The following is a 17,901-nucleotide window of genomic DNA, read 5'->3' on the forward strand; positions in this document are numbered from 1 at the left end:
TATGCTTGATTATGCTTTAATATTTTTAATCATTGCTTTAATTGCTGGTTTTTTTGGATTTAGAGGAGTGGCCAGTACTTCAAAGTCAATTGCTAAAATATTATTTGGTATCTTTTTAGTTTTCTTCTTACTTTCTTTAATCTTTGGTCGAGCATGATAGATTAATAATCTTATATTTAATTTAAGCTATTGTAAGAGCCATCATTAAAAGATGGCTCTTTAATTTGATAAATTGTTTGCCAAATCAGGTAGCTTTATGATATATTGTTATAGAGATAGAATTTAAAAAATACTCCGTTTAATGAAAGGGGTAAAATTGTGAATTTTGTACTATTAATTGTCTTTATTATCGTCGGTATAGCTGGCTTAGTATTTAAAGTTGATTCCGGTGTTTTTATTGGCCTGGGTTTGATTCCCTGGCAGGTTCTAAAAATAAAGATTAGAAAAAAAATTGTTTTAACTTCAATTATTATTACTACCCTGCTTGGTTGTGGGTACTTTATTTATAATCAAAAATGGCTATTTACAGCTTTATTTATTTTTATTCAACTTTATAATTATTGGGGATTACTTAATATAGAGAATGAATAATTTTTTCTATCTCTATTCTGAATTTTATTGAACCAGTTATAGCTGATGATAAAACCTAGAAGAAGCTATCAAAGGAGGAATAGAAATGCCAACATATTTATATGAATGTGAAAACTGTGGAAGATTTGAAGAATTTCAAAATATTACAGATGACGCCCTGGAAAAATGTCCAAAATGCGATGGTAAAGTTAAACGGATTATTGGTGCACCGGGAATAGTCTTTAAAGGTTCAAATTTTTATGTTAATCAGGCTAAAAAAAAATCGAATAGCAGTAAAAATAATAAGAGTGAAAAGGTTTCTTAATAATTTACTATTGAGTTCAGCAAGTTATAATTTTGAGGGATTTTTTAATAAGCAGACTATTTAGCCGGCCTTCGAGCCGGTTTTTTTATAAGAAAGGAAACTTCATGACAAAAGTTGCTGTAAAAAAATGTGAGTCATATGATCCTATTTTAATAAATAAAGCGCTGGATGACTTGTTGCTAATTTTAGGTGGCTGGGAAAGATATATTAAACCAGATCAGACAGTATTGCTAAAAACTAATCTATTAATGGGGAAATCTCCTGAAAAAGCTGTTACTACTAATCCCGAAATATTGAGAGCGGTGGGACGAAAAGTTAAAACTCTGGGGGCAGAGGTATTGATTGCAGATAGCCCTGGCGGACCTTTTAATAGAAAAATTTTAAAAAGAGCTTATCAAAAGTCTGGCATTTTGGCTATGGCAGCTGAAGAAAATTTCAATTTAAATTATAATGTTAACTCACATCAGGTGGAATTTGCTGCTGGTAAAATAACTAAAAAATTTCAGCTAGCTGATTATTTAGAAGAGGCAGATTTGATAATCAATCTACCTAAATTAAAAACACATGGTCTGACAATGTATACTGGAGCTGTTAAAAATCTTTTTGGCTGTATTCCAGGAATTTTAAAGGCAGAATACCATCTGCGTTTGCAATCTGTTTATGATTTTAGCAGGATGCTTAATGATTTAGCTTGTCTGCTTAAACCAGAATTAACAATTATGGACGCGATTGTTGGAATGGAAGGAGATGGTCCCTCCAATGGAAGCCCTCGCTATTTTAATTATCTTTTAGCTTCAACTTCCCCTTTTTTACTTGATTTAGCAGCAGCAGACAAATTGATGGGAATTGAACCTCCAACTCTGGTTCCTTCAATTGCGGCAGCTTTAGCTGATCAAATAATAAATGAAGCTGATTTAGAAATTTGTGGTGAACAGTTAGTAACAGTTAAAGACTTAGCTGTTCCTAAAATAGAAAAAGAAAGTAATCTACTTGATCAAAGATTACCCGACTTTTTAGCTAATTTTTTAACTGATTTACTTAGACCAAAACCTATTTTTAAGTTTGACAGTTGTGTTGGCTGCCGAACCTGTGTTTTAAATTGCCCTCCGGGGGCAATTACTATGGAGAATAATTTACCCCAGGTAAACCTAAAACAGTGTATTCGCTGTTTTTGCTGTCAAGAACTATGCTCTTATGATGCGGTAGAAATAAAATACCCTCTGCTGGCAAAATTATTTTTTTCAAACTAATGGAGGTTAATTATAATGAAGATTGGTGTTGTTTCAGATACTCACTTACCACTGGTTAGTTCAGACTTACCAGCAGAACTAGTAGATAAATTGCAGAATGTTGATTTAATTGTTCATGCTGGCGATCATTGTCAGCTGGAAACTTTACGTAAATTACAGCAGTTAGCTGAAGTAAAAGCTGTTGCAGGGAATCAAGATAGTCCCCAGCTAAAAGAAAAATTGCAGCAGAAATTGACTTTTATGGCTGCTGGCAAAAAGATTTCACTCATTCACGGCCATCAATTTAGAGGGAAAAATATACTGCAGGGTTTAAATTACACTTTTAATGATAGTGATATAATAATATTTGGTCACACTCATCGACCATTTAATGAAAGATTAAGTGATAAGTTATTTTTTAATCCTGGTTCACCAACTGATAAAAGGTTGGAAAAAAATTATACTTTTGGTATAATAGAAATTAAGGAAGAAATAAAATCTGAAATTATAATTTTGAAGGAGGAATCGTAATGTCGGTTTATGATTCGGCAAGAAGACTGCAGAGAAAACTAAAAAATTCTGAGCAGTATCAAAATTATCAAGAATTACGTAAAAAAGTAATGGAGAAAAAGGGATCTAAAAAAATGTTGCTTGATTATCAAAATTTGATGATGGAAATGCAAAATAAACAGTTATCTGGTGAAAAATTAGATGAAGCTGATCAGGAAAAATTGAAAAATTTACAGACTTTTATTGAGTTAAATAATAATGTGAAAAAATATTTAGAGGCAGAATATACTTTGAGTAAAACAATTAGTGATATTCAACGCATTATTTTTTCTGATTTGGAGATGGGAATACCAGAAGAAGATAAATCTGATTCTGATAAGTCAGAAACAACAGCTGCAGAAAAATCAGATTCCAGATCGGACAAACATGAGGATCCTGAGAATAGTGAGTCTGCTGAAGCGACAGATTCAACTGAAAAATAGTTTCAATATAAATAGTAAAAAGCATCCTTTTAAAAGGATGCTTTTAAATAATTTTAGTTTTATTTATTGAACAGGCTGAACTTCTTTGACACCGTCAACGTTTTGTTTAAGAGCTCTTTCTATACCATTTTTTATGGTTAAAGTTGACATTGGGCAACCACTACAGGCACCTAATAATTTAACTTTTACAATGCCATCATCAGTTACTTCAACTAACTCTACATCGCCACCGTCTGCCTGCAGACTGGGTCTGATTTTATCAATATATTTTTCGACTTCTTTTTGCATTACTACTGCACCTCCTAAATTTAACTTTGCTTATATTATACAGAAAAACTCAAGATTTTACAAGCTAAAATTCTAAAGGAATGATCTCAATGGCAGATTTTGTTCATCTCCATAATCACACAGCATATAGCTTGCTTGATGGAGCAATCCGAATTGATTCGTTGATAAATAAAACAAAAGAATATGATATGCCTGCAGTAGCAATAACCGATCATGGTGTTTTATATGGAATGATTGATTTTTACCGCCAGGCAGTAAAGCAGGGAGTGAAACCTATAATTGGAGCTGAGGTATATCTTAGCCCGGGCAGTCGTTTTGAAAAAACTAGGCAGCGTTATCATCTAGTTTTACTGGTGGAAAATAAATTAGGTTATCAGAATTTGATTCAGCTAGTTTCTAAAGCCTGGTTAGAAGGATTTTATTATAAGCCTCGAATCGATAAAGAACTGCTGGCAGAATATAGTCAGGGGCTCATCTGTCTTTCGGCTTGTTTGCAGGGAGAAATACCACAACTGCTTTTAAATAGTAATTATGACCTGGCTCGACAATCACTTTCAGAATATCGTTCTATTTTTGGCCAGGATAATTTTTTTCTGGAGATTCAGGATCATCAGCTGGAGCAGGAAAAGCGTGTCAGTCAGGGGCTAATAAAATTAAGTAGAGAAAACAATGTTCCGCTTGTAGTGACAAATGATAGTCATTATCTAAACCAAACTGATGCGGAACTACAGGATATTTTGTTGGCCTTACAAACAGGAACAACTATTAATGATAAAAATCGTTTAACTTTTACAGGGCAGGAATTTTATTATAAGAGCCCTGCTGAAATGAAAAAACTATTTCCGGATTTAAAATCTGCCTATCAAAATACAGTTAAGATTGCTGATAGAATAGATTTAAAACTTAATTTTAATCAATTTTATCTACCTGAATACCCAGCTTTAGGGGAAGCAAAATCAGCCGAAGATTTATTGCAAAAGCTTTGTCAGCAAGGACTTGCTGACAAAAATATGGCAGCAGATGATGAAGCTAAAAAAAGATTGAATTATGAGCTAGAAGTAATTTTTAAGATGGGTTATGCAGCTTACTTTTTAATCGTTTATGATTTTGTTAAGTATGCTACTGAACAGGATATTATGGTTGGTCCAGGTCGGGGATCAGCTGCTGGAAGTCTGGTTGCCTATTTACTTAATATAACTAAAGTTAATCCGCTTAAGTATGGACTAATTTTTGAGAGGTTTTTAAATCCAGAAAGAGTAACAATGCCTGATATTGATATTGATTTTGATGAAAATCGTGACCAAATTATTGATTACGTTAAAGAACGTTATGGAATCGAAAGAGTTGCTCAAATTGGAACTTTTGGAACAATGGCTGCCCGGGCTGCTGTTAGAGATGTGGGAAGAGTGCTGGGACTGCCTTATGCTAAAGTAGATAAAGTTGCTAAGTTTATTTCGTCGAGAGCTGGTATTGATGCTTCCCTTAAAAAAGAAAATAGGTTACAAGAATTATATAACTCAGATTATGAAATTAAAGAATTAATTGATTATGCTAAAGGAGTGGAAGGACTGCCGCGTCATATTTCTACTCATGCAGCTGGGGTTATTATTGGCGCAAAACCGCTAACTGAATTAGTTCCATTACAAAAACAGGATGAGGCTGTTATTACCCAACTGCCAATGGGAGACCTAGAAGCTATGGGGCTTTTGAAGATGGATTTCTTAGGTTTACGCAACTTAACAGTTATCAAAAATACCTTAGAATTAATTAAAGCCAGGCATGACAAAGAAATTGATTTAGACAATCTTGACCTCCATGATCAAGCTGTTTACCAATTTTTAAGTACAGGTAATACAGCAGGAGTTTTTCAGATGGAATCATATCTTTTTCAATCTTTAAACAGAAGATTAAAGCCAGATCGTTTTAGTGATTTAATAGCTATGCTTGCTCTGGGCAGACCAGGGCCCCTTGGTAGTAATATAGTTGATGATTATATTAAAATAAGACATGGAGAAAAGGAAGCTGAATATTTACATCCTGCTTTAGAACCAATTCTGGCAGAAACATTTGGGATGATTTTGTATCAAGAACAAGTAATGGAGATTGCCAGCTCTCTAGGTGGATATACTATGGGAGAAGCTGATTTGCTGAGGCGTGGCATGGGAAAAAAGAAATTAGAATTAGTAGCTTCTGAAAGAGAAAAGTTTGTTGCAGGCGCTCTAGCAAATGAGATTGACAGTGAAACAGCCAATGAAATTTTTGATCAGATGGAATATTTTGCTGGTTATGGTTTTAATAAATCACATTCAACAGCCTATGCTTTTCTTGCTTATCAGACAGCTTATTTAAAATATTATTATCCAGCGGAATTTATGGCTGCTCTATTTTCTTCTGTAATGGGAAATCAAGATAAAATTGCTGACTACATTAAAGCTTGTAAAGAAATTGGGCTGCAGGTACTTCCCCCTGATATTAATAAGAGTGATTATAACTTTACAGCTGAATCTGACCAGAAAATTCGTTATGGACTTAAAGCAATTAAAAATCTTGGTTCAAATACTATTCAAGCTATTAAGTCTGCTAGAAAAGAAGCAGAATTTAAAAGTTTACTTGATTTTTTAAAAAGAGTTGATATGAAATCATTTAATATTCAGAGCTTAGAAGCTTTAATTAAAGCCGGTACTTTTGATCAAATTTCTGCTAAAAGATCTGTTTTATTGTTAAATTATGAAGAATTATATCAAAAATATAATAATTTGGCTAAACATAGGGCACAAGGACAACAGTCTTTTGCAGAATTGTTTTCTGATAATAATCAATTTATGGCAGAAGAATTAGACTATGCTCAAGTTCCAGAACTAGAGACTGAAGAAGTTTTAGCTCAAGAAAAAGAATTTTTGGGAATTTATTTGTCTGCTCATCCTCTGGAAAAATATACAGCTAAATTAGAAGAGTTATCGCCATATTCACTGACTGAGGTTTTAGATTTACCAGATCAAAGTTTAGTTTTTACGGCAGCTTATGTTACAGCTTATAAAGAACATATTACTAAGCGAAATAACAAAATGGCATTTTTAACTGTTAACGATCAGATAGATAAGATGGAAGTAATAGTCTTTGCTGATCTTTTTTCCCGACTTACCTTCGAACTGCAAAAACAGCAGGGTATTTTAATTTATGGAAAAAAAGATGATGATAAAATTATTGCTCGACAAATTTTACCACTAAATAGTGATTTGCTAATTATTGATATTTCTGATTTAAAACAGCAAAAATTAGCTGGTTTAAAAAATTATTTGTTAAAAAAAGCAGGTAATATTCCGGTTCTGTTGAAAAAAGATAATAAGCTAATTTTAACTGCTGAGAAATATTATCTTAATAGAAATAAAAAAACTGTAAAAGAACTGGCCAGTGCGCTAGCTAAAGAACAGTTTAAATTTATTTAATTATGGAATTGCTTCCACTGCCTAAAAGCTTATTTAAAAATTATGAGAAAAATATCTCAATATATTGTTCTAAATCTATTAAATTTGCTTGACAATGCTTTTTTGCTTATTATATTATTAACTAGATAAAGGAGGAAATTCCATGGATGTTAATGCTGATTATATTTTAATTAAAGCCCTGGAAGATGGAGTCACCTTAATCGGGCTGACAAGAGGGAATGAGACAAGATTTAATCATACAGAAAAATTGGATAAAGGAGAAATCCTGGTAGCTCAATTTACTGAGAATGTTTCAGCAATGAAAATTAGGGGTAAAGCTGAAATTATGAGTAAACATGGTAAGATTAATTCTGAAAGTGAATAAAGCTTTGCTTTTCGGAAGCTTTAATTAGTTTTCGAATTTGAAAGGAGCTTAATAATGTGGCAGGTAGTATATATTGCTTCTTCAAAAAATGAAGCAGATAATATTTTAAAAATTATGGAAAAAGACGGCTTTATGGTTCAAATTGATGATGCTGGTTCAGGTAGCTACCAGATCAGGGTTCCAGCAATTGAAGCTGAAGAAGCTTATTCCTGTTTACATAAAAATTTTTGAATTGGAGGTATAGAGATGAAAAAGATTGCAGTACTAACAAGTGGAGGAGACTCTCCCGGCATGAACCCAGCTATTAGATCAGTTGTTAGAACAGCTATTTACTATAATCTTGAAGTAGTTGGGGTTAAACATGGTTACAAGGGATTAATTGAAAAAGATTTTATTCCTATGGATAGAGGTTCAGTTGCTGATATAATCCAGCGGGGAGGTACTGTTCTTTTGTCAGCTAGATGTGAGGAATTTAAAACTGAAGCTGGCCGCCAGCGAGCTTATAAAAATATGCAGGAGGAAGGTATAGATGCTCTGGTTGTAATTGGTGGAGATGGTTCACTACGCGGTGTACAAAAAATTAATGCTGAGAGTGAAATCAAAGCAGTTGGCATACCAGGAACAATTGATAATGATCTCAGCTGCACTGATTATACTATTGGTGTCGATACAGCAATGAATACTATTCTTGACGCAATTAATAAGATTAGAGATACAGCCACCTCACATGAAAGAACTTTTGTGATTGAATGTATGGGACGTGGTTCAGGTTATCTTGCTTTGATGACTGGATTAGCTGGAGGAGCAGAATATATTTTAGTTCCTGAAATCGATTTTGATCCGAAAGAAGTTACTGATAAAATTAAACAGGGCTTTAAAAGGGGTAAACTACACAGCCTTATTTTAATTGCTGAAGGGGTAAAAGCTCCTTTTGCAGACTTAAGTGAATACAATGGTAGTCCTGGTATGGCAATGGGAGATTTAATTAGAGAAAGAACTGGTATGGAAACAAGAGTAACTATTCTGGGTCATCTACAGCGTGGAGGCAGTCCAACAGCAACTGATCGAGTTGTAGCAAGCCGAATGGGACATAAAGCAGTTGATTTACTCTTGCAGGGTAAAAGAGATAAAATGGTAAATTATAAAAATAATTCAATTGGCAGTTGTGATATTACAGATGCAATTGTTAAAAAATCAGAAATAGATATGAAAATTTATCAGTTAGCTAATATTTTATCAATGTAGTCAGATTAAATTGCTAAAATATTTGATTTGATAAAAGAAATAGGTTAATAATAATTCTTATTTAAAAAGAGCTTAATTTATTTGGGTAGCTTAATTGTTTGTTTTAAATATTTGGGAGGTTAATATGAGAAAAACTAAGATAGTTTGTACACTTGGACCAGCAAGTAATGATAAAGAAACAATTACTAAAATCGTTGAAGCTGGCATGAATGTAGCCAGAATGAATTTCTCTCATGGAGATCATGATGAGCATCTGGCCCGGATCAATCTGGTTAAAGAAGTTGAAAAAGAAACAGGTAAACCTGTTGGCTTAATGCTTGATACTAAGGGACCTGAGATTAGAACAGGAAAAATGCAAGAAGATAAGATTGAGCTTAAGGCTGGCGCTGAGTTAAAAATTACCCAGCAGGATGTAGTTGGAACTCCTGAAGAGATTTCAGTTTCTTATAAGGAACTGGCCAGTGATCTTGCAGTAGGTAATAAAATTTTAATTGATGATGGCCTAATTGAGCTGGAGGTAACAGCTGTTGATGGTCATGATTTAATAACTAGAGTACTTAATGGAGGAGAGCTTGGTTCCAGAAAAGGAGTGAACTTACCAGGTGTAAAGGTCAGTTTACCAGCCCTAACTGATAAAGATATTTCTGATATTGAGTTTGGTGTAGAACAGGGAATTCATTTTATTGCAGCTTCTTTTGTTCGTAAAGCAAGTGATGTAATTGAAATTAGAAAAATACTTGAAAAAACTGGCAATGAAGATATTTTTATTATTGCTAAAATAGAAAATCAAGAAGGAGTAGAAAATCTTGACTCTATTCTTGAAGTAGCTGATGGTATTATGGTAGCTCGGGGTGACCTGGGAGTTGAGATTCCTGCTGAAAAAGTACCAATTGTTCAGAAAAGAATGATTAGAAAATGTAATGAAGCATCAAAACCTGTTATTACAGCAACTCAGATGCTTGATTCTATGATCCGTAATCCTCGTCCTACAAGGGCAGAGGCTTCTGATGTAGCAAATGCTATCTTAGATGGTACAGATGCTACTATGCTTTCTGGTGAATCAGCTGCTGGTAAATATCCAGTTGAGGCTGTTAAAACTATGGCTCAAATAGCGCTTGAAGTTGAAGAATCAGAAACATATAAGAATAAATTTGCAGGCAGCTATGAATTTGAAGCTGATTCAGTTACTGCTGCTATTTCACTTGCTACCTGCCAGACAGCAGAAGAACTGGGAGCAGAGGCTATTATTACTTCAACTGGTTCAGGCTTAACAGCTAGAACAGTATCTAAGTTTAGACCACAGACTCCTATTGTTGCTGTAACACCTAACAGAAGAGTACTTCACCAGTTAATTTTGAGTTGGGGTATTTCACCTCTGCAGGCTGCTAGAAGTAGTACTACAGATGAAATGATGGAGAATGCAATTAGCACTGCTGTTGAACATAATTTAATCAAAGAGGGAGATCTGGTAACAATCACTGCTGGAACTCCAGTTGGAATTTCTGGTACAACTAATCTGATTAAAGTTGATGTTGTAGGTAAACCAGTTGCAGAAGGTCAGGGAGTTGGCAAAGGAATAGTTGTTGGTAAAGTTAGAGTTGCTAACTCAGCTGAAGAAGCGATTGCTAAAGTTAAAGATGGTGATATTTTAATTGCCCCAATGACTGATCGTGATTATATTCCTGCAATGAAAAAAGCTGCTGCTGTAGTAACTTATAGTGGAGGGTTAACCTCACATCCAGCTATCGTAGGGCTTAATTTTGGAGTGCCTGTTATTGTTAATACTGGTGATATTAGTGATGACTTCGAAGATGGTGAAATTATTACCGTTGATGGTGTAAGAGGTCTTGTTTATAGAGGACAAGCACATTTAAAATAGAAAATGATTATTATGTTTATTAATTTTCTAAACATGTTTAATTAATAGGAGAGCTATAATAGCTCTCCTATTTTCTCTCTAAAATAACTTATTTATCTAAGATTTAATTACTTTAAATTAGCTATTACTTAATTTTTATAGGATTTTTGCATTTATTACTTTACAATGATAAAGCAATAAAGTATAATATAATAAAATAAATTGAGGAGGAAATTTAATGAGCAATAAGTTATTTAGTATTTTAATAGTATTAACTTTAATATTTACTTTAACAGGAGGATCAGTTTTAGCAGATGATTCGCTGGCTAAAATTAAAGAATCAGGAAAAATGGTAGTAGGATTAGATGATAGTTTTCCCCCAATGGGATTTAGAGATGAGAATGGTGATATTGTTGGTTTTGATATTGATTTAGCTAAAGAAGCTGCTAAACGTCTTGGGGTAGAAGCTGAATTTAAGGCTGTTGATTGGGATGGAGTAATTTTAAGTCTTAAAAATGGTATGATTGATGTAATCTGGAATGGTTTAACAATTACTCCGGAAAGAGAAGCAAGCATTGATTTTAGTCGTCCTTATCTTGAAAATAGTCAGAGTATTGTTGTTCAAGCTAATAGTGATGTTAAAACTAAAGCAGATTTAGCCGGTAAAGTTGTTGGTGTACAGCTTGGTAGTAGTGCAGTTAGTGCTGTTGAATCTGAGCCAGAAGTATTAGCCAGTTTTGAAGAGCTGAGGAAATATTCAAATAATACAGAAGCTCTTATGGATTTACAAACTGGTAGAATTCAGGCGGTAGTACTGGATGTTATTGTAGGTCGTTACTACATTAGTCAAAGACCAGGTAAATTTAAAGTCTTGTCAGAGGATTTTGGCGGTGAAAAGTATGGAGTTGGAATTAGATCTGGTTCAGATTCTTTTCGTAAAGCACTTAACCAGGCATTAGCAGATATGATTGCAGATGGAACAGCAGCTAAAATTTCCGAAAAATGGTTTGGAAAAGATATTGTACTTAAGTAGGAGGCATTTATTTGTTTGATTATATAGTAAACGTATCAGGATATATACTGGAAGGTAGTTTGATTACCTTCCAGCTTTATTTAGTAACAGCTGTATTTTCAGTTGGTTTAGGTATAGCTGGGGCTTTAGGTAAAATTTCCAAAATTCCTTTTTTACAGGCTATTTTATCTTTTTATACCTGGGTTTTTCGAGGTACCCCGCTCTTATTACAACTATTTTTTGCCTATTATGGGCTACCAGTGTTGGGGATAACATTACAGCCATTCCCAGCGGCAGCTTTAACTTTTATCATAAATTATGGCGCTTATTTTACAGAAATTTTTCGTGGTGGTATTGAATCTATTCCAGAAGGACAGTATGAAGCGGCTGAAGTTCTCGGGCTTAATTATCGTCAAACTATGAGTCGCATAATTATCCCCCAAACAGTAAAGAGAGTTTTGCCTGCTACCAGTAACGAAGCTATTAATCTGGTTAAAGATAGTGCTTTAGTAGCTGTAATTGGACTTGGAGACTTACTTCGTTCAGCTAAGGTTTCTGTGACCAGGGATTTTTCTATTATCCCTTTTATAATTGCTGCTATTTTTTATCTGGTTATTAGTTCAATAATTGTGACTGTTTTTCGCAAATTAGAAAAAAAATATTCTGTTTATGAATAAGGTGATAAATTTGGAAATGATAAAAGCAAAAAATATTTGTAAAAGTTTTACTGATTTAGAGGTTTTGTCTAATGTGTCTTTTGCAGTAAAACAGGGAGAAGTTATTTCTATTATTGGTCCCTCTGGCTCAGGTAAGAGTACATTACTTCGTTCCTTAATTGGTCTAGAAAAAATTAATTCTGGTCAGCTATTTATCGAAGGAACTCAAGTTAAAGATGATAATAAAATTGCTTATCGCAAAATGGGGATGGTTTTTCAGGGCTTTAATCTTTTTCCTCATAAGACAGTTCTGGAAAATTTAATTGAAGCTCCTCTAGTTGTCAATAAGGAAAAAAAGGCTTTAGCAATTAAAAGAGCTGAAAACTTATTAAAAAAGGTAGGGTTATTTGATAAGAAAAATAGTTATCCGGCTCAATTGTCTGGTGGGCAAAAACAGCGGGTTGCTATTGCTAGAGCGCTGGCAATGAAACCTGATATTATGCTTTTTGATGAACCTACTTCTTCCCTTGACCCTGAATTGGTGGGAGAAGTTTTAACAGTTATTAAAGATTTGGCTGATGAAAATATAACAATGTTAATTGTAACCCATGAGATGGGGTTTGCTCGTGATGTATCTGATCGGGTATTTTTTATGGATCAGGGTAAAATAATTAGTGATACTGTTCCTGAAAAGATATTTGTTAATCCTGAATCAAAGCGAATCCAAACTTTTTTAACAAAAATTTTAAGTCAAAATGACAGCTCCCAATAAAGGGAGCTTTTTTATTTGCTTTTATTCTGAGAGACTGTTAAAATGTTTACAGATAATTAATAGTTATTCAATATATTATTAACTTAACTTCTATAAGCTAATAAGCAAATAATGAGAGGAAGTGCTGCCATGCTAAAAATAACTACTGATCTGCATACACATACAGTTGCCAGTGGTCATGCTTATTCTACAGTTGATGAAATGGCAAAAGGGGCTTTTGTTAAAGGAATAAAGTTAATTGCAATAACCGATCACGGTCCTGCTCTACCAGGCGGACCTCACATGTATCATTTTGGTAATATATCCATTTTACCTGAAAGATTATATGGGGTTAGATTAATTAAAGGGATTGAAGCTAATATTCTTGATCAAGGTCAGCTTGATCTTGATAATGAATATTTATCTTTTTTAGATTTTGTTGCTGCAGGTCTGCATAGTTTAACTGGACATAATCTTAAAAATAAAGAGGACTATACAGCGGCTGTGATAGCAGCAATGAAAAATCCCTATCTTGATATGATAACTCATCCAGTTCAACGAGAGTATCCAATTGATTTAGAAGCAGTTGCTAAAGCTGCTGCTAAACACAACATAATTTTGGAATTAAATGCAAGTTCTTATAGTCCTAAAAAATCACATTATCGAGGTATTAAATCAGAATCAATTAAATTACTTAAGCTGGCAATTGAGTATGATGTTAAGATAGCTGTTAACAGTGATGCTCATTTTCAGGCTGATATTGGTGAATATTCCAGTTTGAATTTTGTGCTTGATAGTCAGGATTTTGCAGAAGAATTAATTATTAATCGTTCTGAAACTAGTGTACTTAACTATTTAAAAAAAAGAAATAAAAAACTAGCTAAGTTAAAAAAAACAGTTTAGTTGCTTAGCTGAATTTGAGGGATATTAAATGAAACAACCGTATTATAAATACTCACAGTTTTTGAAAAACAAATATGGCGAAAAAACTTATAAATTACCTGTTAATTTACCAGTTACCTGTCCTAATCGTGATGGTAATCTAGGCTATAAGGGCTGTTATTTTTGTGGAGAAGAAGGAGCAGACTTTGAAATGCTATCTGAGCAGATGTCAGTTAAAAATCAGCTTCTAGAAAATAAGGCTTATATTGGTGAGAGATATGGAATTGATAATTTTATTGCTTATTTTCAAAATTACACCAATACGTATCTTGAGCTTAATCAGCTCAAAGAATATACAAAAGAGGCAGCAGCAGTTGATGATATAGCTGCTGTTTATTTTTCTACTCGTCCTGACACAGTCAATAAATATTATTTGGAGGAATTGCAAAAAACTTTAGCAGTAGTGTCTTCAAAAACTGAACTAGCAGTTGAATTGGGTCTGCAGACAGTTAATTATAAAACTTTAGCAGCTGTTAATCGGCAACATGGTCTGGCAGAGTTTATTGATGCTGTTTTAACAGCTAAGCAGCTGGATATAGAAGTTGGAGTCCATTTAATTTTAAATCTGCCGGGAGATGAGCGTGCAGATATTATTGAGGCAGCTCGTATCTTGTCCGCGCTTAAAGTAGATCATGTTAAACTGCATGCTCTTTATATTCGAGAGAATTCTGTTTATGCAGCTCAGCTGGCCCGGGGAGAAATTGAACTTTGCTCTCTTGCTGAATATCAGGAAAGGGTAATTTCATTTTTAGAAAATCTTGATCCTGGTATTGCAGTTCAGCGTTTAATTGGGAGGGCTCCTGAAGAAGGTACAATTTTTCTTAACTGGGATCTACCCTGGTGGGAAATTCATGAAGATATTATAAAAAAAATGAAAGAACGTAAGACAGAACAAGGAGCTAAGTTTAATTATCTACAGGGTAAAGCGCTGGCAAAATTCAACTAAATATTTTAGTGATCAATTCAAGTTGCAATTTTAAATCTGGTTTGTGACTTGAATTTTTAATATTAAGGTATTATAATTATTGTTAATAAAGTTTTAATTTAATCTGAAGTCAAAAAAGTAGCTATTAGCAGAGGAGTGAGAGTAATGACTTCAATTTTACAGAAAGTTATGCGTGATGTTTCAACAGGTATTAATAATTTTAAAAATAGATATAAATTACCGGCTGAGTTTCATACTTCTGGACAGTTCAAAATAATGCATATAAGTGATACACCAGAATCAATTTATGCCCATGTTTATAAAGTTTTAACTTATAGTCAGCCTGATTTAATTATTCATACTGGTGATTTAGTAGATAATTTAAAGTTGGAAGATAATTATGGAGATTTAATTGCTGATTATCGTCATAAAGCAGCTAATTTAATTGATAAACTTGAACATTTAACTTCGGCTAGAATTATTTATGTGCCTGGAAATCATGATGATTATTCAGTAATTATGGCTAATAGTAAACGTGGGGAAGTACTTCCTGAAGGCAGTATAATAGATTTAGCTGGTGTAAAGTTAGGATTGGCTCACCAAATAGAAAATTTGCCGGAAAAAGCTGATTTTCAATTATTTGGTCATAGTAGTGCTGTTCAAAAAGCTAGTACTTCGGCTACTGAATATTTAAATGGCATTTTGAATATAAATTTTTTGCTGCTGCCAGCTGGTAAAAGTTACCAGGTGAGTTATCCCTGGAGTATTGATCAGGGAAGACAGTATAAAAGATTTAATATGATTTAATTTTAATCGACAGGAGTTGGTTAAATGAACTTTGTTCGCACTGGTCCTCGCTATTTATTTTTCCAAGTAAAAAATATTGATTTATTTTATCAAAATATTTCGAAAAATTCTGAAGTTAAGTCTATGGATTTTACGACAGCTATTCGACTTGCAGCAGAAGAATCCTTGCTTTTATTTTTGACTGAATCAGAGGTGGATTCATTTCAGGCTAAAGATGCTCAGCTTATTTTAAATATTTCTTTAACAGCAACTGCTTTTTTAGCTTTAGTATTAAATGATCATAAATTAAATGATTTAATTATAAAAATAACGGCTGGCCCGGGCCAGCTGGTAATGAGAATTCCAGAAAATGGAGAGTCAGTTATTGCTGAAATTAAAAAAAACTATCAGGCAGCAGAAATAACTTTACTTTCTGCAATTAAACAGGGAGATGCTAATAGTACAATAATTTCTTTTACTGAAGAACCAATTAAATCAAGAATAAGTTCTTTAAAAGGAGTAAAGAATAGCATTTTAATAAAAAAAGAAGCTCAGCTAGTCTTTGAAGAACTAAGGCGGGATGCTATTCGCTATATAACTCATGGATTGTCCAGCCAGCAGTGGTCAGAATTAAAAATTAATATTTATGATTCAGATGAATTATATGAGCTTGAATATCAGCGTTTAATTACTATCTTGTCTGATTTAGAAGCAGGAATTATTTTAGGTGAATCCTGGACTAAAGATCATGCTTTTGCTTTGTTTTCTATTACTGCTTATCAAATTCGTTTGTTTACATTCTTATCACCGCTTACCATAAAAAAAATATTATTTACTTTAGAATATAATCTAGCTGGAGAAAGGCTAGTTGATTATGATTTATTTAACAAAAACACTAAAATTAATTGGTCAGAACTAATTCCTGATCATAATAAATATGAGCGAGCGGCACTTGCCAGAAAGTTTAGAGAAGAAGTTATGCAGAAAGTTTCTCTAGAAGCAAAAGAAAAATACCAAAAGTTAGAAGACGAAATTAGCCAAAAATCACTCTAAAAAATAAATATTAGCATAAAAAGTAAAATTATTCTAATATTTTATAGAATTTATTTAATTTTATGATATAATATATTTAAAGGTGTAGATTTAATAACACTTTAAAATATAATCGAGGTGATTGGTGATGATACCAAGGCAAATCAGTGTTGAAGATGGTATGCAGGAGTGTCTGAGAATAGGTATGAAGAATCGAATTCTGTATGGTCTGATTTATGCTGAAGAAATTCCGATGTCTATAATGGCTGATAAATTAGGGGTTCATCCGGCTGAGATTAGTAGATGGTGCTGTGAAGGTAAAATACCAGATAAAGAAGTTCGCAAAAAAATCGCCGATTATTTTAAACTACCAGAACAAATTATTTTTTGGGAAAGTAATCTTTAATTAGAAAAACTAAATTTAAAATGCTTAAATTATTTAAAAAGCCGGATTTCCGGCTTTTTTTTTTATTGTATTATTAAAAATTTGTGCTTTTAGTTACAAGTTTGCGCTTAGTTGATTTTTGAGTTAAAATATAACTATGTTGAAATTAGAAAGGAGAATTTAATGGATACTAAGATGATTTTAACTAATGTAGAACAAAGCATTAGAGAGTTAATAGATACTGTTAAGCCAGACCCAGAAGCCATTTTTATATTGGGAGGCAGCACAAGTGAAATTCAAGGTAAAGAAATTGGTTCAGCTACTGATCTTAATTTAGGTGATAAGATTATTAATCTGGCGGCTTCTATTTTAAAGGAGCAGAGTTTATATCTGGCTGTACAGGGATGTGAACATATTAATCGAGCTTTAATAGTAGAAAGAAGATGTCAGCAGCAATATTTACTACCTGAAGTAAATGTTATTCCACATCGGCAAGCCGGAGGAGCTTTTGCGACAGCTGCTTTTAATAATTTTTTGGATCCAGTTGCTGTAGAAAGTATTGCTGCTGATTTAGGAATTGATATTGGAGATGCCCTGATTGGAATGCATTTAAAGCCAGTTGCAGTTCCAGTTAGACTTAGTTTAAAAGAAATTGGGCAAGCTCATTTAACGGCTGCCAGGACTAGATTAAAAATGATTGGTGGCGATCGAGCTAAACATCATAAATTATAATTGTAGAACTTTTTTAATGATTTAGGTTGTATAATTAATGTTGTGAAGAAAAAACTGTAAATCTAAAAATATCTAAATAAAAAAGGCATTTGCCTGGCTCCGTTGAATTAAATAGTTACAACACCAAAAATTCAATAAAGGAGTCAAGCAAATGCATAATAATCTTATCACAGATTTAATGGATTTACCAGACCTAGTTGCAACAGATTTAATTAAAACGGAGGAATATTTAGTTTTTGTAGCTGACTATAAAATAGATCATGTTAAATGTCCTGTCTGCGGCAAAAAAGCAGAAAAGATTCATGATAGAAAAACTCAAATGATTCAGGATACTTCTCTTCGAGATAAAAAAACAGTTATTAG

At 33.2% G+C, this 17,901-nt stretch carries 22 protein-coding genes; 21 read left to right on the top strand and 1 reads right to left on the bottom strand.

Annotation, left to right across the window (positions count from 1 at the left end):
- Nucleotide 1 precedes the first annotated feature (1 nt).
- From BMZ74_RS05075 to BMZ74_RS05100, 6 genes are all read left to right on the top strand, one after another.
- The gene (locus BMZ74_RS05075; RefSeq protein WP_089860675.1) at nucleotides 2-157 is read left to right on the top strand and encodes a DUF1328 domain-containing protein; all 156 of its coding nucleotides are present in this window, start codon (nucleotides 2-4) and stop codon (nucleotides 155-157) included.
- Nucleotides 158-318: 161 nt separating this feature from the next.
- Nucleotides 319-591 (top strand): hypothetical protein, encoded by a 273-nt coding sequence (locus tag BMZ74_RS05080; RefSeq protein ID WP_089860677.1) that lies wholly within the window; start codon nucleotides 319-321, stop codon nucleotides 589-591.
- Nucleotides 592-676: 85 nt separating this feature from the next.
- Nucleotides 677-895: an FmdB family zinc ribbon protein gene (locus tag BMZ74_RS05085; RefSeq protein WP_089860679.1), complete on the top strand. Its 219-nt coding sequence runs from the start codon at nucleotides 677-679 to the stop codon at nucleotides 893-895.
- 104 nt (nucleotides 896-999) lie between these two features.
- Entirely contained in the window at nucleotides 1,000-2,145 is a 1,146-nt protein-coding gene (locus BMZ74_RS05090) for a DUF362 domain-containing protein (protein WP_089860681.1), read from the top strand.
- Nucleotides 2,146-2,160: 15 nt separating this feature from the next.
- Nucleotides 2,161-2,655 (top strand): YfcE family phosphodiesterase, encoded by a 495-nt coding sequence (locus BMZ74_RS05095; RefSeq protein ID WP_089860683.1) that lies wholly within the window; start codon nucleotides 2,161-2,163, stop codon nucleotides 2,653-2,655.
- The gene (locus BMZ74_RS05100) at nucleotides 2,655-3,116 is read left to right on the top strand and encodes a YlbF family regulator (RefSeq protein ID WP_089860686.1); all 462 of its coding nucleotides are present in this window, start codon (nucleotides 2,655-2,657) and stop codon (nucleotides 3,114-3,116) included. The genes BMZ74_RS05095 and BMZ74_RS05100 overlap by 1 nt, the downstream gene beginning before the upstream one ends.
- Before the next feature lie 63 nt (nucleotides 3,117-3,179).
- On the opposite strand, the gene BMZ74_RS05105 is transcribed toward BMZ74_RS05100, so the two are convergent.
- Nucleotides 3,180-3,404: a NifU family protein gene (locus tag BMZ74_RS05105; RefSeq protein ID WP_089860688.1), complete on the bottom strand. Its 225-nt coding sequence runs from the start codon at nucleotides 3,402-3,404 to the stop codon at nucleotides 3,180-3,182.
- Between the two features lie 89 nt (nucleotides 3,405-3,493).
- Between BMZ74_RS05105 and BMZ74_RS05110 the strand changes: the two genes are divergently transcribed.
- From BMZ74_RS05110 to BMZ74_RS05175, 15 genes are all read left to right on the top strand, one after another.
- Nucleotides 3,494-6,850 carry a DNA polymerase III subunit alpha gene (locus tag BMZ74_RS05110; RefSeq protein WP_089860690.1) on the top strand — a complete coding sequence of 1,119 codons (3,357 nt, stop codon included), beginning with the start codon at nucleotides 3,494-3,496 and terminating at the stop codon, nucleotides 6,848-6,850.
- 142 nt (nucleotides 6,851-6,992) lie between these two features.
- A complete protein-coding gene (gene mtrB, locus BMZ74_RS05115) occupies nucleotides 6,993-7,214 on the top strand; it encodes a trp RNA-binding attenuation protein MtrB (RefSeq protein ID WP_089860692.1) in 222 nt (73 codons plus the stop codon).
- A gap of 54 nt (nucleotides 7,215-7,268) precedes the next feature.
- The gene (locus tag BMZ74_RS14475; RefSeq protein ID WP_177181367.1) at nucleotides 7,269-7,445 is read left to right on the top strand and encodes a hypothetical protein; all 177 of its coding nucleotides are present in this window, start codon (nucleotides 7,269-7,271) and stop codon (nucleotides 7,443-7,445) included.
- Nucleotides 7,446-7,460: 15 nt separating this feature from the next.
- Entirely contained in the window at nucleotides 7,461-8,459 is a 999-nt protein-coding gene (gene pfkA / locus BMZ74_RS05120; protein WP_089860694.1) for a 6-phosphofructokinase, read from the top strand.
- 124 nt (nucleotides 8,460-8,583) lie between these two features.
- Nucleotides 8,584-10,338, top strand: a complete 1,755-nt coding sequence (gene pyk, locus BMZ74_RS05125; RefSeq protein WP_089860696.1) for a pyruvate kinase — start codon at nucleotides 8,584-8,586, stop codon at nucleotides 10,336-10,338.
- Nucleotides 10,339-10,555: 217 nt separating this feature from the next.
- Complete coding sequence (locus BMZ74_RS05130) at nucleotides 10,556-11,350, top strand: amino acid ABC transporter substrate-binding protein (RefSeq protein WP_089860698.1); 795 nt, start codon at nucleotides 10,556-10,558, stop codon at nucleotides 11,348-11,350.
- An 11-nt stretch (nucleotides 11,351-11,361) separates the two neighbouring features.
- Nucleotides 11,362-12,006, top strand: coding sequence for an amino acid ABC transporter permease (locus tag BMZ74_RS05135; protein ID WP_089860700.1), 645 nt, complete (start codon nucleotides 11,362-11,364; stop codon nucleotides 12,004-12,006).
- A 10-nt stretch (nucleotides 12,007-12,016) separates the two neighbouring features.
- Nucleotides 12,017-12,757: an ATP-binding cassette domain-containing protein gene (locus BMZ74_RS05140; RefSeq protein ID WP_089860702.1), complete on the top strand. Its 741-nt coding sequence runs from the start codon at nucleotides 12,017-12,019 to the stop codon at nucleotides 12,755-12,757.
- Between the two features lie 129 nt (nucleotides 12,758-12,886).
- Entirely contained in the window at nucleotides 12,887-13,639 is a 753-nt protein-coding gene (locus BMZ74_RS05145; protein ID WP_089860704.1) for a phosphatase, read from the top strand.
- Between the two features lie 28 nt (nucleotides 13,640-13,667).
- Nucleotides 13,668-14,624 (top strand): tRNA modification radical SAM protein MnmL/YtqA, encoded by a 957-nt coding sequence (gene mnmL / locus BMZ74_RS05150; protein ID WP_089860706.1) that lies wholly within the window; start codon nucleotides 13,668-13,670, stop codon nucleotides 14,622-14,624.
- A 144-nt stretch (nucleotides 14,625-14,768) separates the two neighbouring features.
- On the top strand, nucleotides 14,769-15,410 hold the full coding sequence (locus BMZ74_RS05155) for a metallophosphoesterase family protein (protein WP_089860708.1): 642 nt from the start codon (nucleotides 14,769-14,771) through the stop codon (nucleotides 15,408-15,410).
- A gap of 24 nt (nucleotides 15,411-15,434) precedes the next feature.
- Nucleotides 15,435-16,442, top strand: a complete 1,008-nt coding sequence (locus BMZ74_RS05160; RefSeq protein ID WP_089860710.1) for a hypothetical protein — start codon at nucleotides 15,435-15,437, stop codon at nucleotides 16,440-16,442.
- Between the two features lie 127 nt (nucleotides 16,443-16,569).
- Entirely contained in the window at nucleotides 16,570-16,827 is a 258-nt protein-coding gene (locus BMZ74_RS05165; protein ID WP_089860712.1) for a helix-turn-helix domain-containing protein, read from the top strand.
- Nucleotides 16,828-16,989: 162 nt separating this feature from the next.
- Nucleotides 16,990-17,538, top strand: coding sequence for a TIGR01440 family protein (locus BMZ74_RS05170; RefSeq protein WP_089860714.1), 549 nt, complete (start codon nucleotides 16,990-16,992; stop codon nucleotides 17,536-17,538).
- A 151-nt stretch (nucleotides 17,539-17,689) separates the two neighbouring features.
- Nucleotides 17,690-17,901: transposase family protein (locus tag BMZ74_RS05175; protein WP_089860717.1), on the top strand; the 212-nt coding region annotated here is incomplete at its 3' end.

Origin of the sequence: Halanaerobium salsuginis (assembly GCF_900114545.1) — a bacterium.
GTDB classification, from domain to species: Bacteria; Bacillota; Halanaerobiia; order Halanaerobiales; family Halanaerobiaceae; genus Halanaerobium; species Halanaerobium salsuginis.

What these genes read in the sequence shown, in the direction of transcription:
- BMZ74_RS05075 (WP_089860675.1), top strand. Translation starts at nt 2, where the DNA reads ATGCTTGATTATGCTTTAATATTTTTAATCATTGCTTTAATTGCTGGT.
- BMZ74_RS05085 (WP_089860679.1), top strand. Translation starts at nt 677, where the DNA reads ATGCCAACATATTTATATGAATGTGAAAACTGTGGAAGATTTGAAGAA.
- BMZ74_RS05090 (WP_089860681.1), top strand. Translation starts at nt 1,000, where the DNA reads ATGACAAAAGTTGCTGTAAAAAAATGTGAGTCATATGATCCTATTTTA.
- BMZ74_RS05095 (WP_089860683.1), top strand. Translation starts at nt 2,161, where the DNA reads ATGAAGATTGGTGTTGTTTCAGATACTCACTTACCACTGGTTAGTTCA.
- BMZ74_RS05100 (WP_089860686.1), top strand. Translation starts at nt 2,655, where the DNA reads ATGTCGGTTTATGATTCGGCAAGAAGACTGCAGAGAAAACTAAAAAAT.
- BMZ74_RS05105 (WP_089860688.1), bottom strand. Translation starts at nt 3,404, where the DNA reads ATGCAAAAAGAAGTCGAAAAATATATTGATAAAATCAGACCCAGTCTG.
- BMZ74_RS05110 (WP_089860690.1), top strand. Translation starts at nt 3,494, where the DNA reads ATGGCAGATTTTGTTCATCTCCATAATCACACAGCATATAGCTTGCTT.
- mtrB (WP_089860692.1), top strand. Translation starts at nt 6,993, where the DNA reads ATGGATGTTAATGCTGATTATATTTTAATTAAAGCCCTGGAAGATGGA.
- BMZ74_RS14475 (WP_177181367.1), top strand. Translation starts at nt 7,269, where the DNA reads ATGTGGCAGGTAGTATATATTGCTTCTTCAAAAAATGAAGCAGATAAT.
- pfkA (WP_089860694.1), top strand. Translation starts at nt 7,461, where the DNA reads ATGAAAAAGATTGCAGTACTAACAAGTGGAGGAGACTCTCCCGGCATG.
- pyk (WP_089860696.1), top strand. Translation starts at nt 8,584, where the DNA reads ATGAGAAAAACTAAGATAGTTTGTACACTTGGACCAGCAAGTAATGAT.
- BMZ74_RS05130 (WP_089860698.1), top strand. Translation starts at nt 10,556, where the DNA reads ATGAGCAATAAGTTATTTAGTATTTTAATAGTATTAACTTTAATATTT.
- BMZ74_RS05145 (WP_089860704.1), top strand. Translation starts at nt 12,887, where the DNA reads ATGCTAAAAATAACTACTGATCTGCATACACATACAGTTGCCAGTGGT.
- mnmL (WP_089860706.1), top strand. Translation starts at nt 13,668, where the DNA reads ATGAAACAACCGTATTATAAATACTCACAGTTTTTGAAAAACAAATAT.
- BMZ74_RS05155 (WP_089860708.1), top strand. Translation starts at nt 14,769, where the DNA reads ATGACTTCAATTTTACAGAAAGTTATGCGTGATGTTTCAACAGGTATT.
- BMZ74_RS05160 (WP_089860710.1), top strand. Translation starts at nt 15,435, where the DNA reads ATGAACTTTGTTCGCACTGGTCCTCGCTATTTATTTTTCCAAGTAAAA.
- BMZ74_RS05165 (WP_089860712.1), top strand. Translation starts at nt 16,570, where the DNA reads ATGATACCAAGGCAAATCAGTGTTGAAGATGGTATGCAGGAGTGTCTG.
- BMZ74_RS05170 (WP_089860714.1), top strand. Translation starts at nt 16,990, where the DNA reads ATGGATACTAAGATGATTTTAACTAATGTAGAACAAAGCATTAGAGAG.